Origin of the sequence: Microbacterium sp. 22296, assembly GCF_052045385.1 — a bacterium.
Lineage (GTDB): Bacteria > Actinomycetota > Actinomycetes > Actinomycetales > Microbacteriaceae > Microbacterium.
The window spans coordinates 155,032-172,525 of record NZ_JBQEOS010000001.1; the positions used below are offsets into that span (position 1 = coordinate 155,032).

Below are 17,494 nucleotides of genomic sequence, written 5' to 3' on the forward strand. Positions count from 1 at the left end.
GCGGACTTGCGTCCCTTCACGTCGCAACGCTCTGAAGACGACAGGGCCGATCCGTGGCGACTCACGCGTCTCGTGCGACTTCTCGTGCGGTTCGACGAGACCCCGGATCGGCTGAACCTCTGGATGCTTCGCTCTCGCCGGTCACATCTGTCGAGCCGGTCCGGAATCGCAGTGAGGCCAGCGTCTTCGGTTCCCGATCGACCGGCCCTCCTCCTTCGCCGTAGCCATAGACCGAGCCGTATCCGTACCCGTACCCGTAGGCGGAGTAGTAAGAGTCCGGTCCTCTTGTGGGCACCATCGACATGACGAAGCCGGCCAGGTTCGCATCCACGGCGTTCAGTGCTTCGGTCGCACCCGTGAGCTGATGTTTGGTTGTTCGACCAGCGGCTACCACCATCAGCGCACCGCTCGTGAGTCGCGAGAGGATGGCCGCGTCTGTCACCGGCAAAAGGGGAGGACCGTCGCAAAGGACGACGTCGAAGTCGTTCTCGAGAGCGCCGAGAAGCACGCCCATCTGGGTGGAACCGAGCAACTCACTCGGGTTCGGCGGAATCTTGCCGGCGGGGAGGACGTACAAACTCCGCCCGCCCCAGGGCAACATGACGTCGCGAACGTTCGCGCGACCGATCAGAACGTCGGTGAGACCCGCACCGCCCTCGATGCCCAGGTACTCGGCCACCTTCGGCTTGCGCAGGTCCGTGTCGAGCAGTGCGACTCGTTTTCCTGCGTCAGCAAGAGCGATCGCGAGATTGATGGTCGTCGTGGACTTGCCTTCGCTGGGAATCGAGCTGGTGATGACGAAGCTCGATCGGCCGCCCATGTCGAGGAACTGCAGGTTCGTGCGAAGTGCTCTGAACGACTCCGCGCGGGGACTCGACGGGTCAGCATGAACAATAAGCGGCCGCTCTTTTGCCTTGGCGTCGTACGCGATCGCGCCGATGGCCGGAGCGCCCGTGATGAGTTCGGCGTCCCGCGGGGTTCGGATCCGGTTGTCCAAACTCGTCCTGAGAACGGCGACGAGGATGGCCAATCCAGCTCCTACGAACAACCCCAGAGCCACATTGAGAAGTGTGTTGGGGCTCGAAGGCGCCAACGCGGGTTCGGCCTGGCTGACGAGACTCAGCCGCACCGGGCTCGATCCGTCACTTGCTTCGGGCTCCAGCCGCGGCACGGCGGCGGACAGGCTCGTGGCGATGGCGTTCGCGATGTCGGCAGCGCTTTCCGCGTTCCGATCAGAAACCGTCACGGTGATGAGAGTGGAGTTCGGCGACGCTGTCGCCTTCACCTCGCTTGCGAGTGCCTTGGCCGTGACGTCCAGATCGAGGCTGTCCACGACGGGCTGCAGCACGATGGGCGTGGACACGAGTCCGACGTAGGTGTTGATGCGCGCCTGCGTGAAGCTCGAGCCTTGCTGAAGTTCTGCGACGGTGTTGCCCGATTGCGTGGACACGAAAACGGTGCTCGACGATTCGTAGATGGGAACGCGGGTGAGCGTGTATCCAACCATGACTGCGGCGCCCAGCAATGTCAGCACAATCATGACGAGCCAGTTTTTACGCAGGATACGGATGTAGTCGCTGAGCTCCATGGTGCCTTTCAAGAACGCGCCGCCAGCCTGTTCAGCCCAGCCGCAGGAATGAGCCCCAGTCTTCCACAGGAATCGTCAGGTTCAGGATCGTTGCGCTACAACCATGTGTCGATTGGGCGTCGATTTAGGTGTCTACGGGATTGAAGGTTCTTGCCGAACCAGCCGGGTGAACCGATCTCCAGTCGCATCCGTCGTTCTCATTCAGGATGATGCTGAGACAGCGGATCATCCCTCGCGTGTCGGTCCCAGAGCAACGAGGCGGACTACGCGTTCCACCGCTATCAACGCCGGCTCCAGTTGACGGGCGGCTTGCTCGTAGACAGCGCGGGATCGCCGGTACGGATCCACGACGTCGTCGTCATCCGGCCGCATGGGAGGCAGCACCAGACCTCGTCGAGCGTTCACAGCGGCGAGCGCCCCCGCGAGACGGGAATGGGGGTCGCCGGCGGTGTTCGAGGCGGCCTCCGAGAGTTCCGCATCCGACATCTCCTCGGTGAGGCGCGCGAATTCCCGCGCCGTGAAACAGCGACGCATCTGCGCCGGGGCGAGCTCGACCACCTCGCGGCGGTGTTCTCGGGCCATCGCCACGGTGAGATCGACGGCCTCTAGGTCAGTCGCCGTCAGACACCGGGCGCGATGTCGCGCGAGTTCGTCGGCGACGGCCCCCATGCCCACCCCCGTCTCTACAGCTTCATGGGTGGCATGCATGCCTTCACGCGGCCGCGTACCCGCGCTGTCGACCCTCACACCGAGGGTCGACAATCGAGTCCGCAGCACCTGCGCGGCGACCGGTGATCGGCAGATATTGCCTGTGCAGACGGTCATGATTCTCAGCACGGCGGCCTTCGGTTCGAGCGACGGGAATGTCGCGGTCGGTTATATCGACGGTAGCTTAATGACGTGCTGACGAGTCTTTTCGACGATCCACCCGGGCGTTTCACTGAACCCGACCGACCATCTCAGTCGACCGCCACGTGAGTCGCGACGGCATGACGGTGCAGAGCTCGGCGGCGAGGCAAGAGCGGTCGAGCCGTGCCCGCTCGGATTGGCGACTGGGTGGGCGGGGTGTGCATCGTTGGGACGGTGTCGTCGTTGCCACCGCCTTGATCAGCTGCGGTGTGGCTGTCATCGCCTCAGGTTGGGTCGGCGGATCGCCCATGGCATGGGCCCCCGCGTTATCGATGGTCGTCCTCTGGGCGGGACTTGGCCTCCCCGCCGTCCTGGCGTTTTCGAGAGGAGTGCCAGCACGCCTCCTCACGTTTCACGCGCGCGACCTGCTGTGGGCGTTCTGCCTGGGTCTCGCGTTACGCATTCTCCAGGGCATGCTCAGCAACGCGAACTCTTCGCCGTTCCCTTCGTTCTCCGGTGGAGCGGATACCCGCGACGAGCTAGTGGGACTGTCTTTTCGAGTGGCGAGCGGACTCGTCTCGCCCCTGTTCGAGGAGTTCTTCTTCCGAGGCGTCCTTTTGGTGGCCATTTACCAGATGCTGCGAAGACCTCTCGGCTTCGTCGGCGCAGGCGTCGCCGCGACGGTGGCGTCCGTGGCGTTATTCGTATGCCTGCATCTCTTCTTCGAGGGGTTGAGCGGTGCAGAGGTCACCCAGCTCGTCTTCGTCGGTTTCGGCTGCGCCGTGTATACACTCGCGACCGGACGCCTGTGGGGTGCGGTGTTGATCCATCTGACCTACAACGCGTCCTTCTTCGGCCTCATGGCACTCGGAACCGTCTGAGGTCGCCGAGACCCTGCGGTGAGGGCACGATCGGACATCCCCCCGAGGAAGCTCGCGCCACGGCGGGTGGACCCGGTGAACATCCACCGCAGCGGCTTGATCCGATTGATTGCCTCGTAGATGCCCAGGCTCACGCCCAAGACGAAGATGACCGTCAGCGCCCAGGACAGCCAGGGAACGGACGACGCTCCTTTCGCGAGGATAGCCGCGGCGAGGATGAGGGGCTGATGAACGAGGTAGACCACGAGTGATGAGTCGACGAGGACACGGACGAGTCGGCTCGATCGATCGAGGAGACCCCTCGCAACACGCAGACAGAGGATGGCTGTCGTCAAGCCCCCGACCGTCCACATGAACGCGACCGCTGCGAGCGCGGTGTTGCTCTCCGCTCCCACGACGACCTTGAGCATGATGACGCAGGCGATCGCGACCGTCGCGAACGTGCCGAGCGTCCAGATGGACACGCGGTTGACGGATGACAGGCGACTGGCCCCATCGGCTCCGAGGAGGCAGCCGAGAAAGAAGGCCGGCGCGAAAATGGGGAGATTGCGACTTAGCAGGCCGCTGAGAAGCTCATCGGCGCTCACGGCCTGCCAAGCGGCCAGCCCCAGAACGACAGCAACCCCCGCGCCGATCGCAGCGCAGGATACGGCGATCGTCGGTCTCCGATCGAACTGAGCGAATGTTGTTCTGCTCCATGAACCCAACCGTGCCCGGCCGACGAACCGGTAGATCAGAGCCAGAGCGACGCAGTACACGAGGAGTTCGGCGAGGAACCACAGGTGCATCGTCCACCAGCTCGACGGTGGCCACAGCTTGCTGAGGGCGAATTGGATGGCGCCTTCCCAACTGTCGGCCCGGTAGTACCCGGCCAGTAGCCACTGCAGAGGGCTGAGTAGCAGCATTCCGAAGATCAAAGGAATGCCGAGGCGGACCGCTCGCATGCGAAGCCAGGTAGCTTCGTTGTAGCGGTCCAGCATCAGCGTTGCGAAGAACCCGGCGATCATGAAGAAGGTGGGCATTCGCCAGACGTGGAGGAACTCGGCGAGCCCCGCAAGCGTCGGTGTTGACGTGGGAGCCGTCACAACCCAGTTCTCACCGGAGAATGCAAGCGCGGAGTGGAACGGGATGCCGAGAAGCATCAAAATTGCCCGCATGCTATCCAGATATGCGATTCTCGGTCGATCGGTCGTCATCGCTTGATCCTTCCCGCCGAGGATTGGTCGCCGGGTGAGCCGCGCAAGATGCGGTTGAGCACTCCGATGAAAACAATTATGACGAGCAACCTCGCCGATGCTTGAAGCAGTGGGCCGCGCAGGATGATGAAAAGATATCCCGCTAGCAACGCCGTCCCGACTTGCGTTCCGATAGGTGCTTGATACGGCAGGCTTAGCCCCCTGGCGTACGTTCCATCCAGGCGCGCGCCGAGAAGCCCCAACGCGAGAAGAAAGACAATGACGCCCGCCCAGCCGAAGTTCATCCACCCTTCCGTCCACAGCGGCGACGAGAGATTCGTGTTTCGCATCGCGAGCCACTCGCCGAGCACCACACCGCTATCCAGCGGTTTCGCGGGCCAGACGGACCGCGGGACCCAGAAGAGCAAGACGCCGGCCAGTTGGCGGCCGAGGGAGTATCCGACGTCGTTGGTGAACGAGATCGAATTGTTGATCATTGTGTACTGATCGAAGTCTTTCACAGCTATCGTCTCCCAGATGGAGCCGCGAGCGATTGCTTCCTGTGGATTCGCGTATCGGGTGACGTCCGAAACGGGGAAGATGACGATTGCTGCAAGTATTCCGCCCACGATGGCCAGATCCTGCCCGGTCTTGGATCTAACGACAGTGAAGAAGACACCGAGAAGGACGGCGAGGAACCAGTAACGCGGATTGGAGATGGGGTTGTTGACGATAATGTTCGCGATTGCGAGCAACGCGATCACGAACCCGTCTGGAATTCTTATCGACATTCGCTTGTATCGCGATGAGAAGAGGTAAGCCAGTAGGCAGAAAAGTGGCCCCACTTTCGCGAGAGAAGCAACGACCGCCCGGGTAGCTTCGCCCCCATCGCTCGATAAGGACTCAGCAGTGGCTATGCCTAGGTCTTGTCTCGAACTGAAGAAGGCACCGACGCCGCCCGCAGACGAGATGTAGTACAGAGCGACGACGAGGGTGAGACTCGACAAAAGGCGGAGAGCGACGATTCCGCCCGACGTCACGAGCGCACCGCTCTGCTCGGATGGAACGGGGAAGGCCCCTTGATCCTTGTTGCGGCGACGCTGATGGACCGCGTAGCCCACATCGAAGGCTCCGCATCCCACCAGGATGATGAGTGAGGTGGTGATCGGCTCCACGCCGACGGAGTAGTACTGCTCTCGGTCGAGGAGATATTGAACGAGCGGTACAACTCCGAGAGTGATGTACACGAACATGAAGAACACCGAGGCGAAAGGTTTGCGCTCGGGGGACAGGAAGATCATCGTGAGCCGAATCGCGGCATAGCCCAGTGGGAGGAGTCGCAGCACGAGGTTGCCGCCGTCGTACGCCGACGGCAAGGTCGTCAGCGCGATCACAGGGAGGACTATCAGCAGCCCAAACCCGAGGCCGATTGCTAAGAATCGCCGGGCTTGGTTAGTGGGTCGCTCGCCGGGAACATGTCGTGCTTCCTTTGCGAACTTCCGCTCAGTCAGCGCGATTCGCGAGGGAGCCGTGGGGGAGCGTCCGTGCATTATCGGGGGTTCCTTCGCAGCCAGTACAGACGAATGAGATAGGTAGACCACCGCACGAAGGTTGCGAGACAGAAGCCGATGGTGCCGCCTGTCACCCCACCCATGCTGGCCCCCGCTGCAACCGACGAGAGGAGGACAGCTGCGAGGGCCAGACTGCTCCACACCACGAAGCCTTCATCGTCGAGTCCTTGAAGCGCGTTGGTCATAGGAGTTGCGACGCCGAGGAAGAGGATGGCGTAAAGCGACCACCCCAGCGCGGCACCGGTATCCCCGTAAGAGTCTCCGAGAAGCCACTGAACGATCTGCGATCCGAACACGGCTACGGGGGCGCACAGCAACGCGAGAGCGGCCGTCGCCCCGATCAGTCGGATGGCTATCCGTCGCGCGTAGCTGCCGGATTGTCGTGCTGCGTGCGGCAGCATGATGGATCCGATCGCCCCGGGGATGATGAGCACGGGCTGGGCCAGACGCGTCACCGCCGCATACCGCGCCGCTGTGTCGCTCCCGGTCAATGCCGTGACGACGGCGGCGTCGAGGAGCCTGCTCTGGCCCGCCAGGAATGGCCACATGTACCGCGAACTGCGTCGGATCACCTGTCGGAGCGGGGTAGGAGACCGTTCCTCGGAGAGGCGGGTACGGACGTAACGGGTTCCGACGAACTGCGCGAATGCGCCGCCGACCGCGTACGAGAGGCAATACGCCAAGGTTGCGTCCCAGCCGCAGACGACCGCGACCACCACTCCGATCAGATTGATGCCGCGTCGTCCTACGATCGAGATGGTGGGCACGGTTTTATTGCCGTCTGCGATCACGACACCGAGAAGCGTGTCCGCATTCTTCTCGAGGAAGAACCCCACGCTGAGAAGTATCAGCGCGAGAACGAGGCCCCCGGGCGCAGCCAATGCAGCGCATAGCGCGAACAAGACCCCGAAGAGCAGAGTCGACCAGAGGTTCACGCGTAGGGCCGCGCGCACAAGGCTGTCTTCGCGCCTGGCGCGCGCTTTCGAGACGAAACCGGCGAGCCCGAGGTCAGCGAAAGCGCATACGAACACCGCGATTCCGCTGACCACGGAAACCGCCGCGAACTCAGCCGTGCTCGAGTTGCGCGCCAGGAAGATCAGCGCCAGCGCCTGTGCTGCACCCGAAATTCCCCGTGTGGCGACGAGTCCCGCGATTTGAGCCTTCATGTGGTCAGTCTCAGGAGCGATCGCCGAGGATCGACACCCACCGCTGCGCAACGGCAGACCATGAGAACAGCTCGCGAGCCTCAGCGCTGATCTGTGAACGAGCGCCGACGGGGTGGTCGCCGACGGCACGCTCGACTGCGGTGGCGAAACTCCTGGGGTCGGTCGAGTCGAGCTTCGATGCGCTCTCTCCGCTCAGCATGGTGGCAGCTGCGACTTTCGACGATGCGACGACAAAAAGCCCGTGCATCGCGGCCTCCGCCACACCGATACCGAAGTTCTCGTCTTCGCTGGGCAGGAGGAAGATGTCGCTCTCGGCAAGGAGTCGCTCCTTGGCTTCTCCCTTGACGAGTCCCACCATCTGCACCGCATCCGTCAATTCGAGAGATCGGATGACCTCCTTGATCGAGCGTTCCGTCTCGGAGTCGCCCGCACCGGCGACGGTGAGACTCACGCGCACACCCGAGTCGAGCAGGTGCCGGACCGCCTGAACGGCGACGTCGACACGCTTCTTCGCGGCGAGGCGCGACATGGTCAACAGGCGGATCGGGTCCGCCAGCGCTCGATCTTCAGGAGGTGACGAGACGAGTGCGGTACCCACCCCTGCGTACTCCACTCTCCTGCCGATGCCGTCGGCGATCAGTTCGCCTTTCTCCACCTCCGAGCCCGTGACGAACGCAGCGAGCCGGTCGTTCATCCACCATCCGGCAGCCAGATGGAACAGGGCCTTTTTGCCCTTCTTGCGTCCTCTCTCGTACCTGGTGAGCGCTCCATGCGGCATGAGGAAGACTCTTGTGCGGCACATCAGGCCAGCTGCGGTGAAGAGAGGAACCCACCACAAGTAGTACCCGTGCAGCACGAGCGCGTCCGCTCGCCGAACCTCCCGAAGGGCGCCGCCGAGTCCCACTTCGCGAGCACCTGGTCGTCCACGCGGTCGCAATCGTCGCGGAGGAGTCGGTGGGAGGTGGCCCCCTTGGTCCGAGAATGTGCGTGAGACAGAGTCTTTCTCGTCTCCCGCGATCCACACGAGCGCTGCTTCCACGCGCGGCTGCGCGTTCAGGGCCAGGTTGAGTTCGAAGGCGTTGCGCGCAGGTCCACCATCGGTGTGGTCGAGTGTGTTGACGATCTGTACGAGGCGGAGCCCCGATCCGCGGGGATCAGGCGACACGCAGCAGTTCCCGCCTCTTGACGCCGATCTGCCAGTAGTAGGTGGAGAGTGCGACGGCGTAGTCGAAGCCCGCCCGACCGTCGAGGAACCCCGCTCGCGCTACGAATGCGTACATGAAGAACAGGAAAGGCTTCATCGGAACGGAGTCGAAGATTCGGCCCTTCACCGTGCGTTTGCTGGCGATGTCCTTCTTCAGCTCGCGGTTCATCTCGAGATGAGCCTCCCAGTCGGAGTACCGGTTGTGTCGGGCGAACCAGCTGCTGACCGGGTCCCGATCGTCGTGCACGATGCGAGCGCGCAGCTTTCCGATGGGCGCCGAGGTGGACGGCTGATAGTGCCCCTCGACCTCTCGAATCCCGGGCGCGTCGAGGTCGGCGACCTCTGGGAACCGGGCACGCTTCGTGTTCAAGAGCGAGCGCTTCGTGACCACATGGCCATGAGTCAAGAGCCGGCCGCCGAATCGATACAGCAGGTGGATGTCGAAGGCCCCCTCTGAGGCGGTGGCGAGCTGTCCTTCCAGGGCTCGAAGTTCATCCTTGAGTGCCTGGGTGGGGTACTCATCCGCATCCAGCAGAAGCACCCAATCGTTCTTCGCCCCCGCATGGTCGAGAGACCACTGCTTCTTCTTCGGATAGGCGCCGTCCCATGTGAAGTTGACGACTCGGGCGCCCAGGCTGCGAGCAATCTCGACGGTCCGGTCTGTGCTGTTCGAGTCGACGACGATGAGGTCTTCGAAGTCACTGAGTTCGCGGAGGGTGTTGGCAAGACCCTCCTCCTCGTTCTTCGTCAGGACGATCACGGAAATATCGCTCATCTTCATCTCGCAGTCTCGAATCGCTCGCCGACGTACTTCAACGGGTTTCCGCCCCAGACCTCGCCTTGTCCGACGTGCTCGCCGGCCACGAGCGACATGGGTCGCAGCAGGGCGGAGCGGCCGATCCGGCTGCCACCCAGCACGACGCAGCGGCTCGTGATCCACGCGCCGTCTTCGATTCGGATCGGTCGTACGAGGAGCGCCATGTCGCGTCGGTGCGCATGGCTGCCAGTCGAGAGGAACGTCTCTTGCGAGATGACGACATCGCCTCCGACGAAGACGTGGTCCTGATTGTGGAACCACACACCCTCGCCGATCCACGAGCGGGGACCGACGTGCAGCTTCCAGGGGAACTTGACACGTGTGCGCGGGCGGAAGATGACGTCGTCACCGATCTCGGCGCCGAACGCGCGCAGCACGAGAATGCGCAATGTCGAACTGATCTGCCATGCGTTGGTGACGAAAAGCAACTCGCAGATCGCCCAAAGATACACCTTCCAGGTCGGCTGGTCCCAGGCGGCACGTTCCCCGGGGGCTTTCGAAAGATCGATCACCGGGCTGCTGTTCATGCCGCCCCTTTCTTGGTCGGTGCGTTGCTTTTGTCTAGCCGTATGATGGGCCATTGTGGGCCAATCTTCGCAAACTCTCGTCTTCGGATTGAACTACCCCCCGGAGACTACGGGAATCTCCCCGTACACCGGTGCAATGGCTGCCGGGCTCGCTCGGCGCGGGCGTGATGTTCGTGCCGTCGTCGCGCACCCTCATTATCCGGAGTGGAAGATCGCGCCGGGTTACGGGCAGTGGTCGAAGCGCGAAAGAATGGACGGCGTCGTCGTCGACCGCGTGCTGCATTTCGTGCCCCGCCGCCCCACCCTGGTTCCCCGCGCGCTCGCGGAGGTGAGCTTCGGACTGCGTCAGGCGTTCGTGCGGTGGGGGCAGCCGTCGGCCATCGTCGCGGCGTCTCCGGCCCTTCTGTCGTCGGCCATCGTGCGCCTCCGGGCCCTCGCGACCCATCGCGAGACGCCCTTCGTGGTGTGGGTCCAGGACCTGTACGGTCTCGGTGTCGTCGAGACGGGGCAGGGCGGGGGGCTCGCCGCGCGCGCCCTCCGGGCCTTGGAGGCCTGGCTTCTGCGCTCTGCATCGACGGTCGTCGTGATCCACGACCGCTTCGCCGATCGCGTCCATCACGATTTCGCGATCCCGCGCGAGCGCATCGCCGTCGTCCGCAACTGGACTCACCTCCCGCCGATGCCGCCCGTCGACGTGGCCGATGTGCGCCGGGCGCACGGGTGGTCCGACGACGATGTCGTCGTCGTCCACACCGGCAACATGGGGGTCAAGCAGGGGCTGCAGCACGTCGTCGACGCGGGCCGATTGGCTCACGAAAGGGGCGAGCGGGTACGTTTCGTGTTGGTGGGCAATGGCGCCCAACGCGACGAGCTGCAGGAGCGCATCGACGAGCACCCCACGACGACGCAGATCCTCCCGCCGTTGGACGACAAGGCCTTCGCCGAGACTCTGCAATCAGCCGACATCCTGCTCGTCAATGAGCTCCCGGGCGTGGCGGAAATGGCCGTCCCCAGCAAACTTACGTCGTATTTCGCCTCGGGCCGGCCCGTGCTCGCGGCGACCGACGCGTCGGGGATCACCGCTCAAGAAGTGGCCGCGGCGGGGGCGGGCCTGGTCGTTGCGGCCGGCAGCCCGGAAGCGATTCTCGACGGCGCGAAGCTCCTCGCATCCGACCGTGACGAATGCCGTCGGTTCGGTGCGAGCGGAAAACGTTACAAAGAGACGGTTCTCGAGGAAACAAATGCGATCGATCGATTCTGTAGTCTTCTCGACAATCTGACCGCCCCCGCAGGCGCTGAGCGCGTTCATTGATCTGACCCCCCAAAGAGATCGGCACTAGTACTTTGACGAAGCGTGCATTCATCACCGGCATCACCGGCCAGGACGGTTCCTACCTGGCGGAGCTCCTGCTGTCGAAGGGCTATGAGGTGCACGGTCTGATCCGTCGTGCGTCGACCTTCAACACCAGTCGCATCGACCACCTGTACGTCGACCCGCACGACCCGGAAGCCAAGCTGTTCCTGCACTACGGCGACCTGTCCGACGGTGCGCGCATGGTCACGCTGCTGAGTCAGATCGACCCCGACGAGGTGTACAACCTCGCCGCCCAGTCCCACGTGCGCGTGTCATTCGACGAACCGGAGCACACGGCCGACACCACGGGCACAGGGACCATCCGCCTGTTGGAGGCGGTGCGCCTCGCCGGCATCCAGACGAAGTTCTACCAGGCGTCCACATCGGAGCTCTACGGGGCCACCCCGCCTCCGCAGAACGAGGAGACCCCGTTCTACCCGCGTTCCCCGTATGCGGCGGCGAAGCTGTATAGCTACTGGATCACCAAGAATTACCGCGAGGCGTACGACATGTTCGCCGTCAACGGCATCCTGTTCAACCACGAGTCGCCCCGTCGCGGAGAGACGTTCGTGACCCGCAAGATCACGCGCGCGGTCGCCCGCATCAAAGCGGGGGAGGAGAACCACCTCTACCTCGGCAACCTCGACTCGATCCGCGACTGGGGCTACGCCGCCGAGTACGTCGAGGGCATGTGGCGGATGCTGCAGGCCGACACCCCCGAGGACTTCGTCCTCGCGACAGGCGTCGGCTTCACGATCAAGGATTTCCTCGAGGTGGCCTTCGGCCACGTGGGGCTCGACTGGGCCGAGTACGTGCGCTTCGACGAGCGCTATCTGCGCCCGACCGAGGTCGACGCTCTCATCGGCGACCCGAGCAAGGCAGCGGACAAGCTCGGTTGGGTGCCGGCCGTGCACGGTGACGAACTGGCCCGGCTCATGGTCGACGCCGACACTGTCGCGCTCGAGCAGGGGGCCAAATGGATCGACACGGTCTCCCTGCCCAGTTGGAGCAATCGCGAACTCGTGGGAGCGCGCGCGTGACGACGGCCGTCGACGGGGTGACGTACGCGCCGGGCGAGCTCGACCGGGATGCGACGTTCTACGTCGCCGGTCACCGCGGTCTGGTGGGATCGGCGATCGTGCGCCGACTCCGGCGCGGGGGGTTCGAGAACGTCGTCGGCAAGACGTCGGCGGAGCTCGACCTGAAGGATCGCGAAGCGGTCTTCGCCTACATGGCCGAGATCAAGCCGCGCTACGTCGTCCTCGCGGCGGCGAAGGTCGGGGGGATCCTGGCCAATTCGACGTACCCCGTCGATTTCCTCAGTGACAACGTGCGCATTCAGGTGAACGTTCTCGACGCCGCTCTGGCGAACGACGTCGAGCGGGTCCTGTTCCTCGGTTCATCGTGCATCTATCCCAAGTTCGCGGATCAACCCATCCGCGAGGAATCCCTGCTGACCGGTCATCTCGAGCCGACGAACGATGCGTATGCGATCGCGAAGATCACCGGCATCCTGCACACTCAGGCGGTGCGGCGACAGTACGGATTGCCGTGGATCAGCGCGATGCCGACCAATCTCTACGGCCCGAACGACAATTTCTCGCCGCAGGGTTCGCACGTGCTTCCCGCCCTGATCCGTCGATACGACGAGGCCGCCGCCTCGGGTGCGGATGCCGTGACGAACTGGGGGACGGGCACCCCCCGCCGCGAGTTCCTCCACGCCGACGACATGGCCGACGCGTGCCTGCATCTGATGGAACACTACGACGGGCCCGGTCAGGTCAACGTCGGCACGGGCTCGGATGTCACCATCAGCGAGATCGCCGCGACCATCGCCCGGGTGACGGGTTTCACGGGGGAGACCCGCTGGGACACGTCCAAGCCCGACGGGACGCCGCAGAAGCTCCTCGACGTCTCCACTCTCCGCGATGCGGGCTGGGCGGCCGGCATCTCGTTGGAAGAAGGAATGGAGCGGACGGTCGCCTGGTACCGCGACAACGTCAGCGCCCTCCGCGTCTGATGTACCGGCACGTGGTGCTGTTCCGCGTCCGTGACGGTGTGGACGCGACGGACATCGCTGCGGCCGAGACGACCCTGCACGTCCTCGGACGGCACGCGGGCGTCGTCTCTTGGGCGGTGAAGCGGTCTCTCGACGAGCGCAAGGGCACGATCATCGCCCAGGACGCCACCTTCGTCGACGCCGCGACATTCCGAGTGTGGCGTGGCTCCGCCGCCCACCGCGAGGCAGCCGATCAGCTGGCGCGGATCTCGGACTGGTGGGTCGCCGACTGGGAACAGCCGGCGACCTAGGTCACGGCTGGTCAGCGTGCTCGTGCGCCGCCGAGCAGTACGGCCGGTGGCTGCGCCACACGGCGTGCTGCGGCTGCACGGAGTCCCCGCACGTCTCGCACGTGACCTTCGTCGCGCCGAACAGGAACTTACTCATCGAAATCCTCACCTGCGTGAGTGGTGCAAACATCGCTCAACTCTTTCCCCCGTCCCCCTTCACCGACTCGCTTTGAGAAAGCGCAATACGAATCGGCCTCGCTGATCATACGTGTCCCCCTAATGGGGGACAAGTTTCGGGATTTCTTGATCGAACGGGATTGACGGACGCGTGGGGAGATATTCGTCATATTTCTCGCGACACCCGTCAAGGGGTGCGTAAGCAATGCGAAATGGTCATACGATCGACGCAGTCGACGTCGTCGTCCGACGCGGCCCTGTCGCACCCCCTGGACAGGTTTCTCAGAGCATCTCGAAGGCGAGGAGCAATGCAGCACCCTTACGCGCATCATGTTGCCCACCGACCGGCGTGGGCGACCCCGCTCGCAACGGTCGTCCTCTGGGCGGCGGTCATCGCATTCACCCTGGCGGGTCTCACCGTCATGACCATGCACGGCGACATGGGAGTCTTCCTCCTCGTCGCCGCTCTCATCGTGGCTGCCCCCGCAGCCGCGGCCAGCCGCTACCGCAGTTACCACTGACGACGGCTTCGTCCGGCTCCGCGAGGCGACCCCCGACCGCGGAGCCGGACGACGGAGAACACATGACAGAAGGCCCCGGATCTTTCGATCCGGGGCCTTCTTCTTGTTGCGGGGACAGGATTTGAACCTGCGACCTCTGGGTTATGAGCCCAGCGAGCTACCGAGCTGCTCCACCCCGCGGCACAAGAGAAAACATTACGCCGAGATGAACGACATGGCAAATCCTGACCTACCGCCCGGGAGTGTCGCGACAGAATAGCCAGGTGAGCAACACTTTCGACGATCTCGACGACGGGCGCCCCGAAACACCGGCGCAGCGCGCCGATCGCAACTGGAACGAGATCCTCCAAGAATTGCGGGTGCTGCAGACGGGTACGCAGATCCTCACCGGATTTCTGCTCGCGCTCGCCTTCCAGGCTTCCTTCGCCGACCTCTCGCCGGCGCAGCGCGCGTTCTACCTCGTGCTGATCTGTCTCGCCGCACTCAGCGCGGTGGTGGCGCTGGCCCCGGTGGCCCTTCACCGCGCGGTCTTCCACCTGCAGGTCAAGCCGTCGCTCGTGCGGTTCGGGCACAACGCTCTGCGGGGTGCGCTGGCGCTCGTGTCACTGCTCCTGGTCGGCGTGGTGGTCTTCGTGTTCGACGTGGTGGTGAGCCTGAGCGCCGCGGTGACAGCCGGAATCGTGCTCGGGGTGGTGATCCTCCTACTGTGGGTGGTGGTGCCGGTGTTCGTCCGACACCAGGGGAGAGAGGGCGTGCGATGAGTCAGGACACCGTAGGCGTCGCCGTGGCGCAGTTCGCGCCCGTGGCGTCACGCGCCGCGAACCTCGACCACATCTCGGCCGCCGCTCGGACGGCGTCCGCGCGGGGAGCACGCGTGGTGGTCTTCCCCGAGTACTCCAGCTACTTCGTCGACCCGTTCGACGACTCCCTCGCCGCGAACGCCGAAGACCTCGACGGGTCCTTCGTCGCCGCCCTCACCGCGCTGGCGGGCGAGATCGACACCGTGATCGTCGCGGGTCTGCTCGAGAAGGCGGGCGACGGTCGACGCGTGCGCAACGCCGTCGTCGCCGTCGGCGCAGACGGCATCCGGGCGGTCTATCGCAAGCTGCATCTCTACGACGCTTTCGGTCAGCGCGAGTCCGACTGGGTGGAACCGGGCGAGATCGCCCCGCCCGAGACCTTCGAGGCCGCGGGCCTGCGCTTCGGGCTGATGACCTGTTACGACCTGCGCTTCCCGGAGGTCGCGCGCACGCTCGCCGATGCGGGGGTCGATGTGGCGCTCGTACCGGCGGAGTGGGTGCGGGGGCCCCTCAAAGAGCACCACTGGCGCACACTGCTGCAGGCGCGAGCGATAGAGAACACGTTCTTCGTCGCCGCGGCCGACCATCCACCGCCCCTCGGCGTCGGGCATTCGACGATCGTCGACCCGCAGGGGGTGGCCATCGCCCAGGTGGGCACGGCGACCGACGTGGCCGTCGCGCACCTCGATCCGGATGCCATCGCGCGGGTTCGTCGGGTCAACCCGGCGCTCGAACTCCGTCGTTTCCGCGTCACTCCGCGCTGAGCCTGAATGTCTCGCGCCCGGAGGCGCCGCGTCGCCCGTCCGACCTCCGAGGCACGTGCCCGAGGAGCGCCGCGTCGTGCGAGGGGGCGTCGAGGCCCGCCCGAGCCGCGGGAGAGCGGGCTGAGCTGCCGCAGACGGGCGCTCAGTCCTTCGCGGGGAGCCGCCCGTCGGGACCACGCCGCGTCAGCGTGATCTTCACCGACGCCTCGGCCCCGGCTTCGGCGATGAAGAGCAGCTGGCCCTTGGCGCTCAGGGTCAGCCCGATCTCGATCTCCGCGACGCCCCACGCCGACTCGGCGTCGTCGATCCCGTCGCCGATCTCGACGAGCTTCTGCACGGTCTCGTGCCAATTCTCACGCAGTGCCTCGACGCTCGCGTCGACCACGCGGCCGCCGCGGTCGCGGAGGCCCGAAGCTCGGCCCGCTCCCTGCTCATCGGACGTTCCCGACGCCGCGGGCGAAGGCACGTAGATCTGAACGGTCCAGTCGTCGGTCATGCGCTGCTCCTCCGGCCTCACGCCACCGTGATCCCGGCGAGACGCTCCGCCGCTTCGGCGAGCACCTCGACCCGCTTGCACGCCGCGAACCGCACCAGCGTGGCGTAGCGGTCACGGTGGGCGGGCGAGACGAAGGCGGTGAGCGGGATGCCGACCACCCCGGCGCGGGCGGGCAGCTCGCGGCAGAACGCATCGGCATCGGTGGCGCCGAGCGGGGCGGCATCCACCACCGTGAAATACGACCCGCCGGGTGTCGACACGTCGAATCCGGCGGCGCGGAGCCCTGCGCCGAGCAGCTGGGCCTTCTCGGCCATCTCAGAGGCGACCGAGGCGAAGAACGCGTCGGGCAGGCGCAACCCCACGGCGATCGCGGGCTGGAAGGGCGAGCCCCCCACGTAGGTGAGGAACTGCTTGACGGCGAGGACCGCGGTCACCAGTTCGGCGGGGCCGGTGACCCAGCCGGTCTTCCACCCGGTGAGCGAGAAGGTCTTGCCGGCCGACGAGATCGAGAGCGTCCGCTCGGCGGCTCCCGGGAGGGTGGCGATCGGCACGTGCGGCCCGTCGAACACGAGATGCTCGTACACCTCGTCGGTGACGATGATCGCGTCGTGCCGGTGCGCCAGGCGCACCAACTCGTCGAGCACCTCGCGCGTGAACACCGTGCCGGTGGGATTGTGCGGGTCGTTCACGAGGATCACCCGCGTGCGATCGGTGACCGCGGATGCCAACTGCTCGAGGTCGGGCTGGAAGTCGGGCCACTGCAACGGCACCGGTACGAGCTTCGCGCCCGAGAGCGCCACGCACGCCGCGTACGAGTCGTAATAGGGCTCGAAGACGACGACCTCGTCATCGGGGGAGTCGATGAGGGCCAGCAGGGTCGCCGCGAGCGCTTCGGTCGCCCCGACCGTGATCAGCACCTCGCGCTGCGGGTCGAGCTCGAGACCGTAGAACCGTCTCTGGTGCTCGGCGACGGCCGACAGCAGGTCAGGGAAGCCGCGCCCGGGGGCGTATTGATTGACACCGCGGGCGATGGCATCCCGTGCCGCCTCGAGAACCGGCGCGGGGCCGTCCTCATCGGGGAAGCCCTGACCGAGGTTGAGGGCGCCGGTGGCGGCGGCGAGCGCGCTCATCTCGGCGAAGATCGTGGGGACCGAGGAGCCGTCGGGAGCGAGCAGGCCCGCGCCGCGGGCCGTGCGCTGCCAGGCGCCGGGAAGCTGGTGCATGGATCCAGCATGCCCCACCTGCGCCGAGGGCAAGGGGGAATGCTTCGCGGTGCGTTGCTGCTAGACCCATAGAGGCGGCTCACTTCTGTCAT

The 17,494-nt window shown here is 65.1% G+C and carries 19 protein-coding genes and 1 tRNA gene; 8 read left to right on the top strand and 12 right to left on the bottom strand.

Annotation, left to right across the window (positions count from 1 at the left end):
- Positions 1-61: 61 nt before the first annotated feature.
- Both ACTJJP_RS00715 and ACTJJP_RS00720 read right to left on the bottom strand, forming a co-directional pair.
- Positions 62-1,588, bottom strand: coding sequence for a polysaccharide biosynthesis tyrosine autokinase (locus ACTJJP_RS00715; RefSeq protein ID WP_440773151.1), 1,527 nt, complete (start codon positions 1,586-1,588; stop codon positions 62-64).
- 225 nt (positions 1,589-1,813) lie between these two features.
- On the bottom strand, positions 1,814-2,413 hold the full coding sequence (locus tag ACTJJP_RS00720; RefSeq protein WP_440773152.1) for an arsenate reductase/protein-tyrosine-phosphatase family protein: 600 nt from the start codon (positions 2,411-2,413) through the stop codon (positions 1,814-1,816).
- Positions 2,414-2,826: 413 nt separating this feature from the next.
- Between ACTJJP_RS00720 and ACTJJP_RS00725 the strand changes: the two genes are divergently transcribed.
- Entirely contained in the window at positions 2,827-3,318 is a 492-nt protein-coding gene (locus tag ACTJJP_RS00725) for a lysostaphin resistance A-like protein (RefSeq protein ID WP_440773153.1), read from the top strand.
- Here ACTJJP_RS00725 and ACTJJP_RS00730 read toward each other — a convergent pair.
- The 6 genes from ACTJJP_RS00730 to ACTJJP_RS00755 all read right to left on the bottom strand — a co-directional run bounded on the left by ACTJJP_RS00730 (position 3,273) and on the right by ACTJJP_RS00755 (position 9,778).
- A complete protein-coding gene (locus tag ACTJJP_RS00730) occupies positions 3,273-4,514 on the bottom strand; it encodes an acyltransferase family protein (protein WP_440773154.1) in 1,242 nt (413 codons plus the stop codon). The genes ACTJJP_RS00725 and ACTJJP_RS00730 overlap by 46 nt on opposite strands.
- Entirely contained in the window at positions 4,511-5,887 is a 1,377-nt protein-coding gene (locus ACTJJP_RS00735) for a hypothetical protein (RefSeq protein ID WP_440773155.1), read from the bottom strand. The genes ACTJJP_RS00730 and ACTJJP_RS00735 overlap by 4 nt, the downstream gene beginning before the upstream one ends.
- A gap of 155 nt (positions 5,888-6,042) precedes the next feature.
- A complete protein-coding gene (locus ACTJJP_RS00740) occupies positions 6,043-7,230 on the bottom strand; it encodes a lipopolysaccharide biosynthesis protein (RefSeq protein ID WP_440773156.1) in 1,188 nt (395 codons plus the stop codon).
- Between the two features lie 10 nt (positions 7,231-7,240).
- Entirely contained in the window at positions 7,241-8,008 is a 768-nt protein-coding gene (locus ACTJJP_RS00745) for a glycosyltransferase family 4 protein (RefSeq protein WP_440773157.1), read from the bottom strand.
- Positions 8,009-8,384: 376 nt separating this feature from the next.
- A complete protein-coding gene (locus ACTJJP_RS00750; protein WP_440773158.1) occupies positions 8,385-9,209 on the bottom strand; it encodes a glycosyltransferase family 2 protein in 825 nt (274 codons plus the stop codon).
- Positions 9,210-9,211: 2 nt separating this feature from the next.
- Entirely contained in the window at positions 9,212-9,778 is a 567-nt protein-coding gene (locus tag ACTJJP_RS00755) for an acetyltransferase (protein WP_440773159.1), read from the bottom strand.
- A 55-nt stretch (positions 9,779-9,833) separates the two neighbouring features.
- Between ACTJJP_RS00755 and ACTJJP_RS00760 the strand changes: the two genes are divergently transcribed.
- From ACTJJP_RS00760 to ACTJJP_RS00775, 4 genes are read left to right on the top strand one after another with little or no spacing between them, the layout of a single operon-like run.
- Positions 9,834-11,090 (top strand): glycosyltransferase, encoded by a 1,257-nt coding sequence (locus ACTJJP_RS00760; RefSeq protein ID WP_440773160.1) that lies wholly within the window; start codon positions 9,834-9,836, stop codon positions 11,088-11,090.
- Positions 11,091-11,122: 32 nt separating this feature from the next.
- Complete coding sequence (gmd, locus tag ACTJJP_RS00765) at positions 11,123-12,172, top strand: GDP-mannose 4,6-dehydratase (protein ID WP_440773161.1); 1,050 nt, start codon at positions 11,123-11,125, stop codon at positions 12,170-12,172.
- A complete protein-coding gene (locus tag ACTJJP_RS00770; RefSeq protein ID WP_440773162.1) occupies positions 12,169-13,152 on the top strand; it encodes a GDP-L-fucose synthase family protein in 984 nt (327 codons plus the stop codon). Before gmd ends, ACTJJP_RS00770 begins: the two co-directional genes overlap by 4 nt.
- 11 nt (positions 13,153-13,163) lie before the next feature.
- Positions 13,164-13,442, top strand: a complete 279-nt coding sequence (locus ACTJJP_RS00775; protein ID WP_440773163.1) for a Dabb family protein — start codon at positions 13,164-13,166, stop codon at positions 13,440-13,442.
- Position 13,443: 1 nt separating this feature from the next.
- Here the strand turns inward: ACTJJP_RS00775 and ACTJJP_RS00780 are convergent, their stop codons facing one another.
- Positions 13,444-13,578 carry a hypothetical protein gene (locus tag ACTJJP_RS00780; RefSeq protein WP_440773164.1) on the bottom strand — a complete coding sequence of 45 codons (135 nt, stop codon included), beginning with the start codon at positions 13,576-13,578 and terminating at the stop codon, positions 13,444-13,446.
- Between the two features lie 328 nt (positions 13,579-13,906).
- On the opposite strand from ACTJJP_RS00780, the gene ACTJJP_RS00785 reads away from it, so the two are divergent.
- Positions 13,907-14,119, top strand: a complete 213-nt coding sequence (locus ACTJJP_RS00785; RefSeq protein WP_440773165.1) for a hypothetical protein — start codon at positions 13,907-13,909, stop codon at positions 14,117-14,119.
- A 106-nt stretch (positions 14,120-14,225) separates the two neighbouring features.
- Here ACTJJP_RS00785 and ACTJJP_RS00790 read toward each other — a convergent pair.
- A tRNA-Met gene (locus tag ACTJJP_RS00790) sits at positions 14,226-14,299 on the bottom strand.
- A gap of 83 nt (positions 14,300-14,382) precedes the next feature.
- Here ACTJJP_RS00790 and ACTJJP_RS00795 point away from each other — a divergent pair.
- Positions 14,383-14,880, top strand: coding sequence for a DUF6328 family protein (locus ACTJJP_RS00795; RefSeq protein ID WP_440773166.1), 498 nt, complete (start codon positions 14,383-14,385; stop codon positions 14,878-14,880).
- Positions 14,877-15,683 (top strand): carbon-nitrogen hydrolase family protein, encoded by an 807-nt coding sequence (locus ACTJJP_RS00800; protein WP_440773167.1) that lies wholly within the window; start codon positions 14,877-14,879, stop codon positions 15,681-15,683. Before ACTJJP_RS00795 ends, ACTJJP_RS00800 begins: the two co-directional genes overlap by 4 nt.
- Before the next feature lie 142 nt (positions 15,684-15,825).
- Here ACTJJP_RS00800 and ACTJJP_RS00805 read toward each other — a convergent pair whose 3' ends face one another.
- Positions 15,826-16,179 carry a Pepco domain-containing protein gene (locus tag ACTJJP_RS00805; protein WP_440773168.1) on the bottom strand — a complete coding sequence of 118 codons (354 nt, stop codon included), beginning with the start codon at positions 16,177-16,179 and terminating at the stop codon, positions 15,826-15,828.
- A gap of 17 nt (positions 16,180-16,196) precedes the next feature.
- Positions 16,197-17,402, bottom strand: a complete 1,206-nt coding sequence (locus tag ACTJJP_RS00810) for an aminotransferase class I/II-fold pyridoxal phosphate-dependent enzyme (protein WP_440773169.1) — start codon at positions 17,400-17,402, stop codon at positions 16,197-16,199.
- Between the last annotated feature and the right edge of the window lie 92 nt (positions 17,403-17,494).

Bases quoted from the DNA above. Each gene is read 5' to 3' on its own strand.
- ACTJJP_RS00715 (WP_440773151.1), bottom strand. From the start codon at position 1,588: ATGGAGCTCAGCGACTACATCCGTATCCTGCGTAAAAACTGGCTCGTC.
- ACTJJP_RS00720 (WP_440773152.1), bottom strand. From the start codon at position 2,413: ATGACCGTCTGCACAGGCAATATCTGCCGATCACCGGTCGCCGCGCAG.
- ACTJJP_RS00730 (WP_440773154.1), bottom strand. From the start codon at position 4,514: ATGACGACCGATCGACCGAGAATCGCATATCTGGATAGCATGCGGGCA.
- ACTJJP_RS00740 (WP_440773156.1), bottom strand. From the start codon at position 7,230: ATGAAGGCTCAAATCGCGGGACTCGTCGCCACACGGGGAATTTCGGGT.
- ACTJJP_RS00745 (WP_440773157.1), bottom strand. From the start codon at position 8,008: ATGCCGCATGGAGCGCTCACCAGGTACGAGAGAGGACGCAAGAAGGGC.
- ACTJJP_RS00750 (WP_440773158.1), bottom strand. From the start codon at position 9,209: ATGAGCGATATTTCCGTGATCGTCCTGACGAAGAACGAGGAGGAGGGT.
- ACTJJP_RS00755 (WP_440773159.1), bottom strand. From the start codon at position 9,778: ATGAACAGCAGCCCGGTGATCGATCTTTCGAAAGCCCCCGGGGAACGT.
- ACTJJP_RS00780 (WP_440773164.1), bottom strand. From the start codon at position 13,578: ATGAGTAAGTTCCTGTTCGGCGCGACGAAGGTCACGTGCGAGACGTGC.
- ACTJJP_RS00785 (WP_440773165.1), top strand. From the start codon at position 13,907: ATGCAGCACCCTTACGCGCATCATGTTGCCCACCGACCGGCGTGGGCG.
- ACTJJP_RS00800 (WP_440773167.1), top strand. From the start codon at position 14,877: ATGAGTCAGGACACCGTAGGCGTCGCCGTGGCGCAGTTCGCGCCCGTG.
- ACTJJP_RS00805 (WP_440773168.1), bottom strand. From the start codon at position 16,179: ATGACCGACGACTGGACCGTTCAGATCTACGTGCCTTCGCCCGCGGCG.
- ACTJJP_RS00810 (WP_440773169.1), bottom strand. From the start codon at position 17,402: ATGCACCAGCTTCCCGGCGCCTGGCAGCGCACGGCCCGCGGCGCGGGC.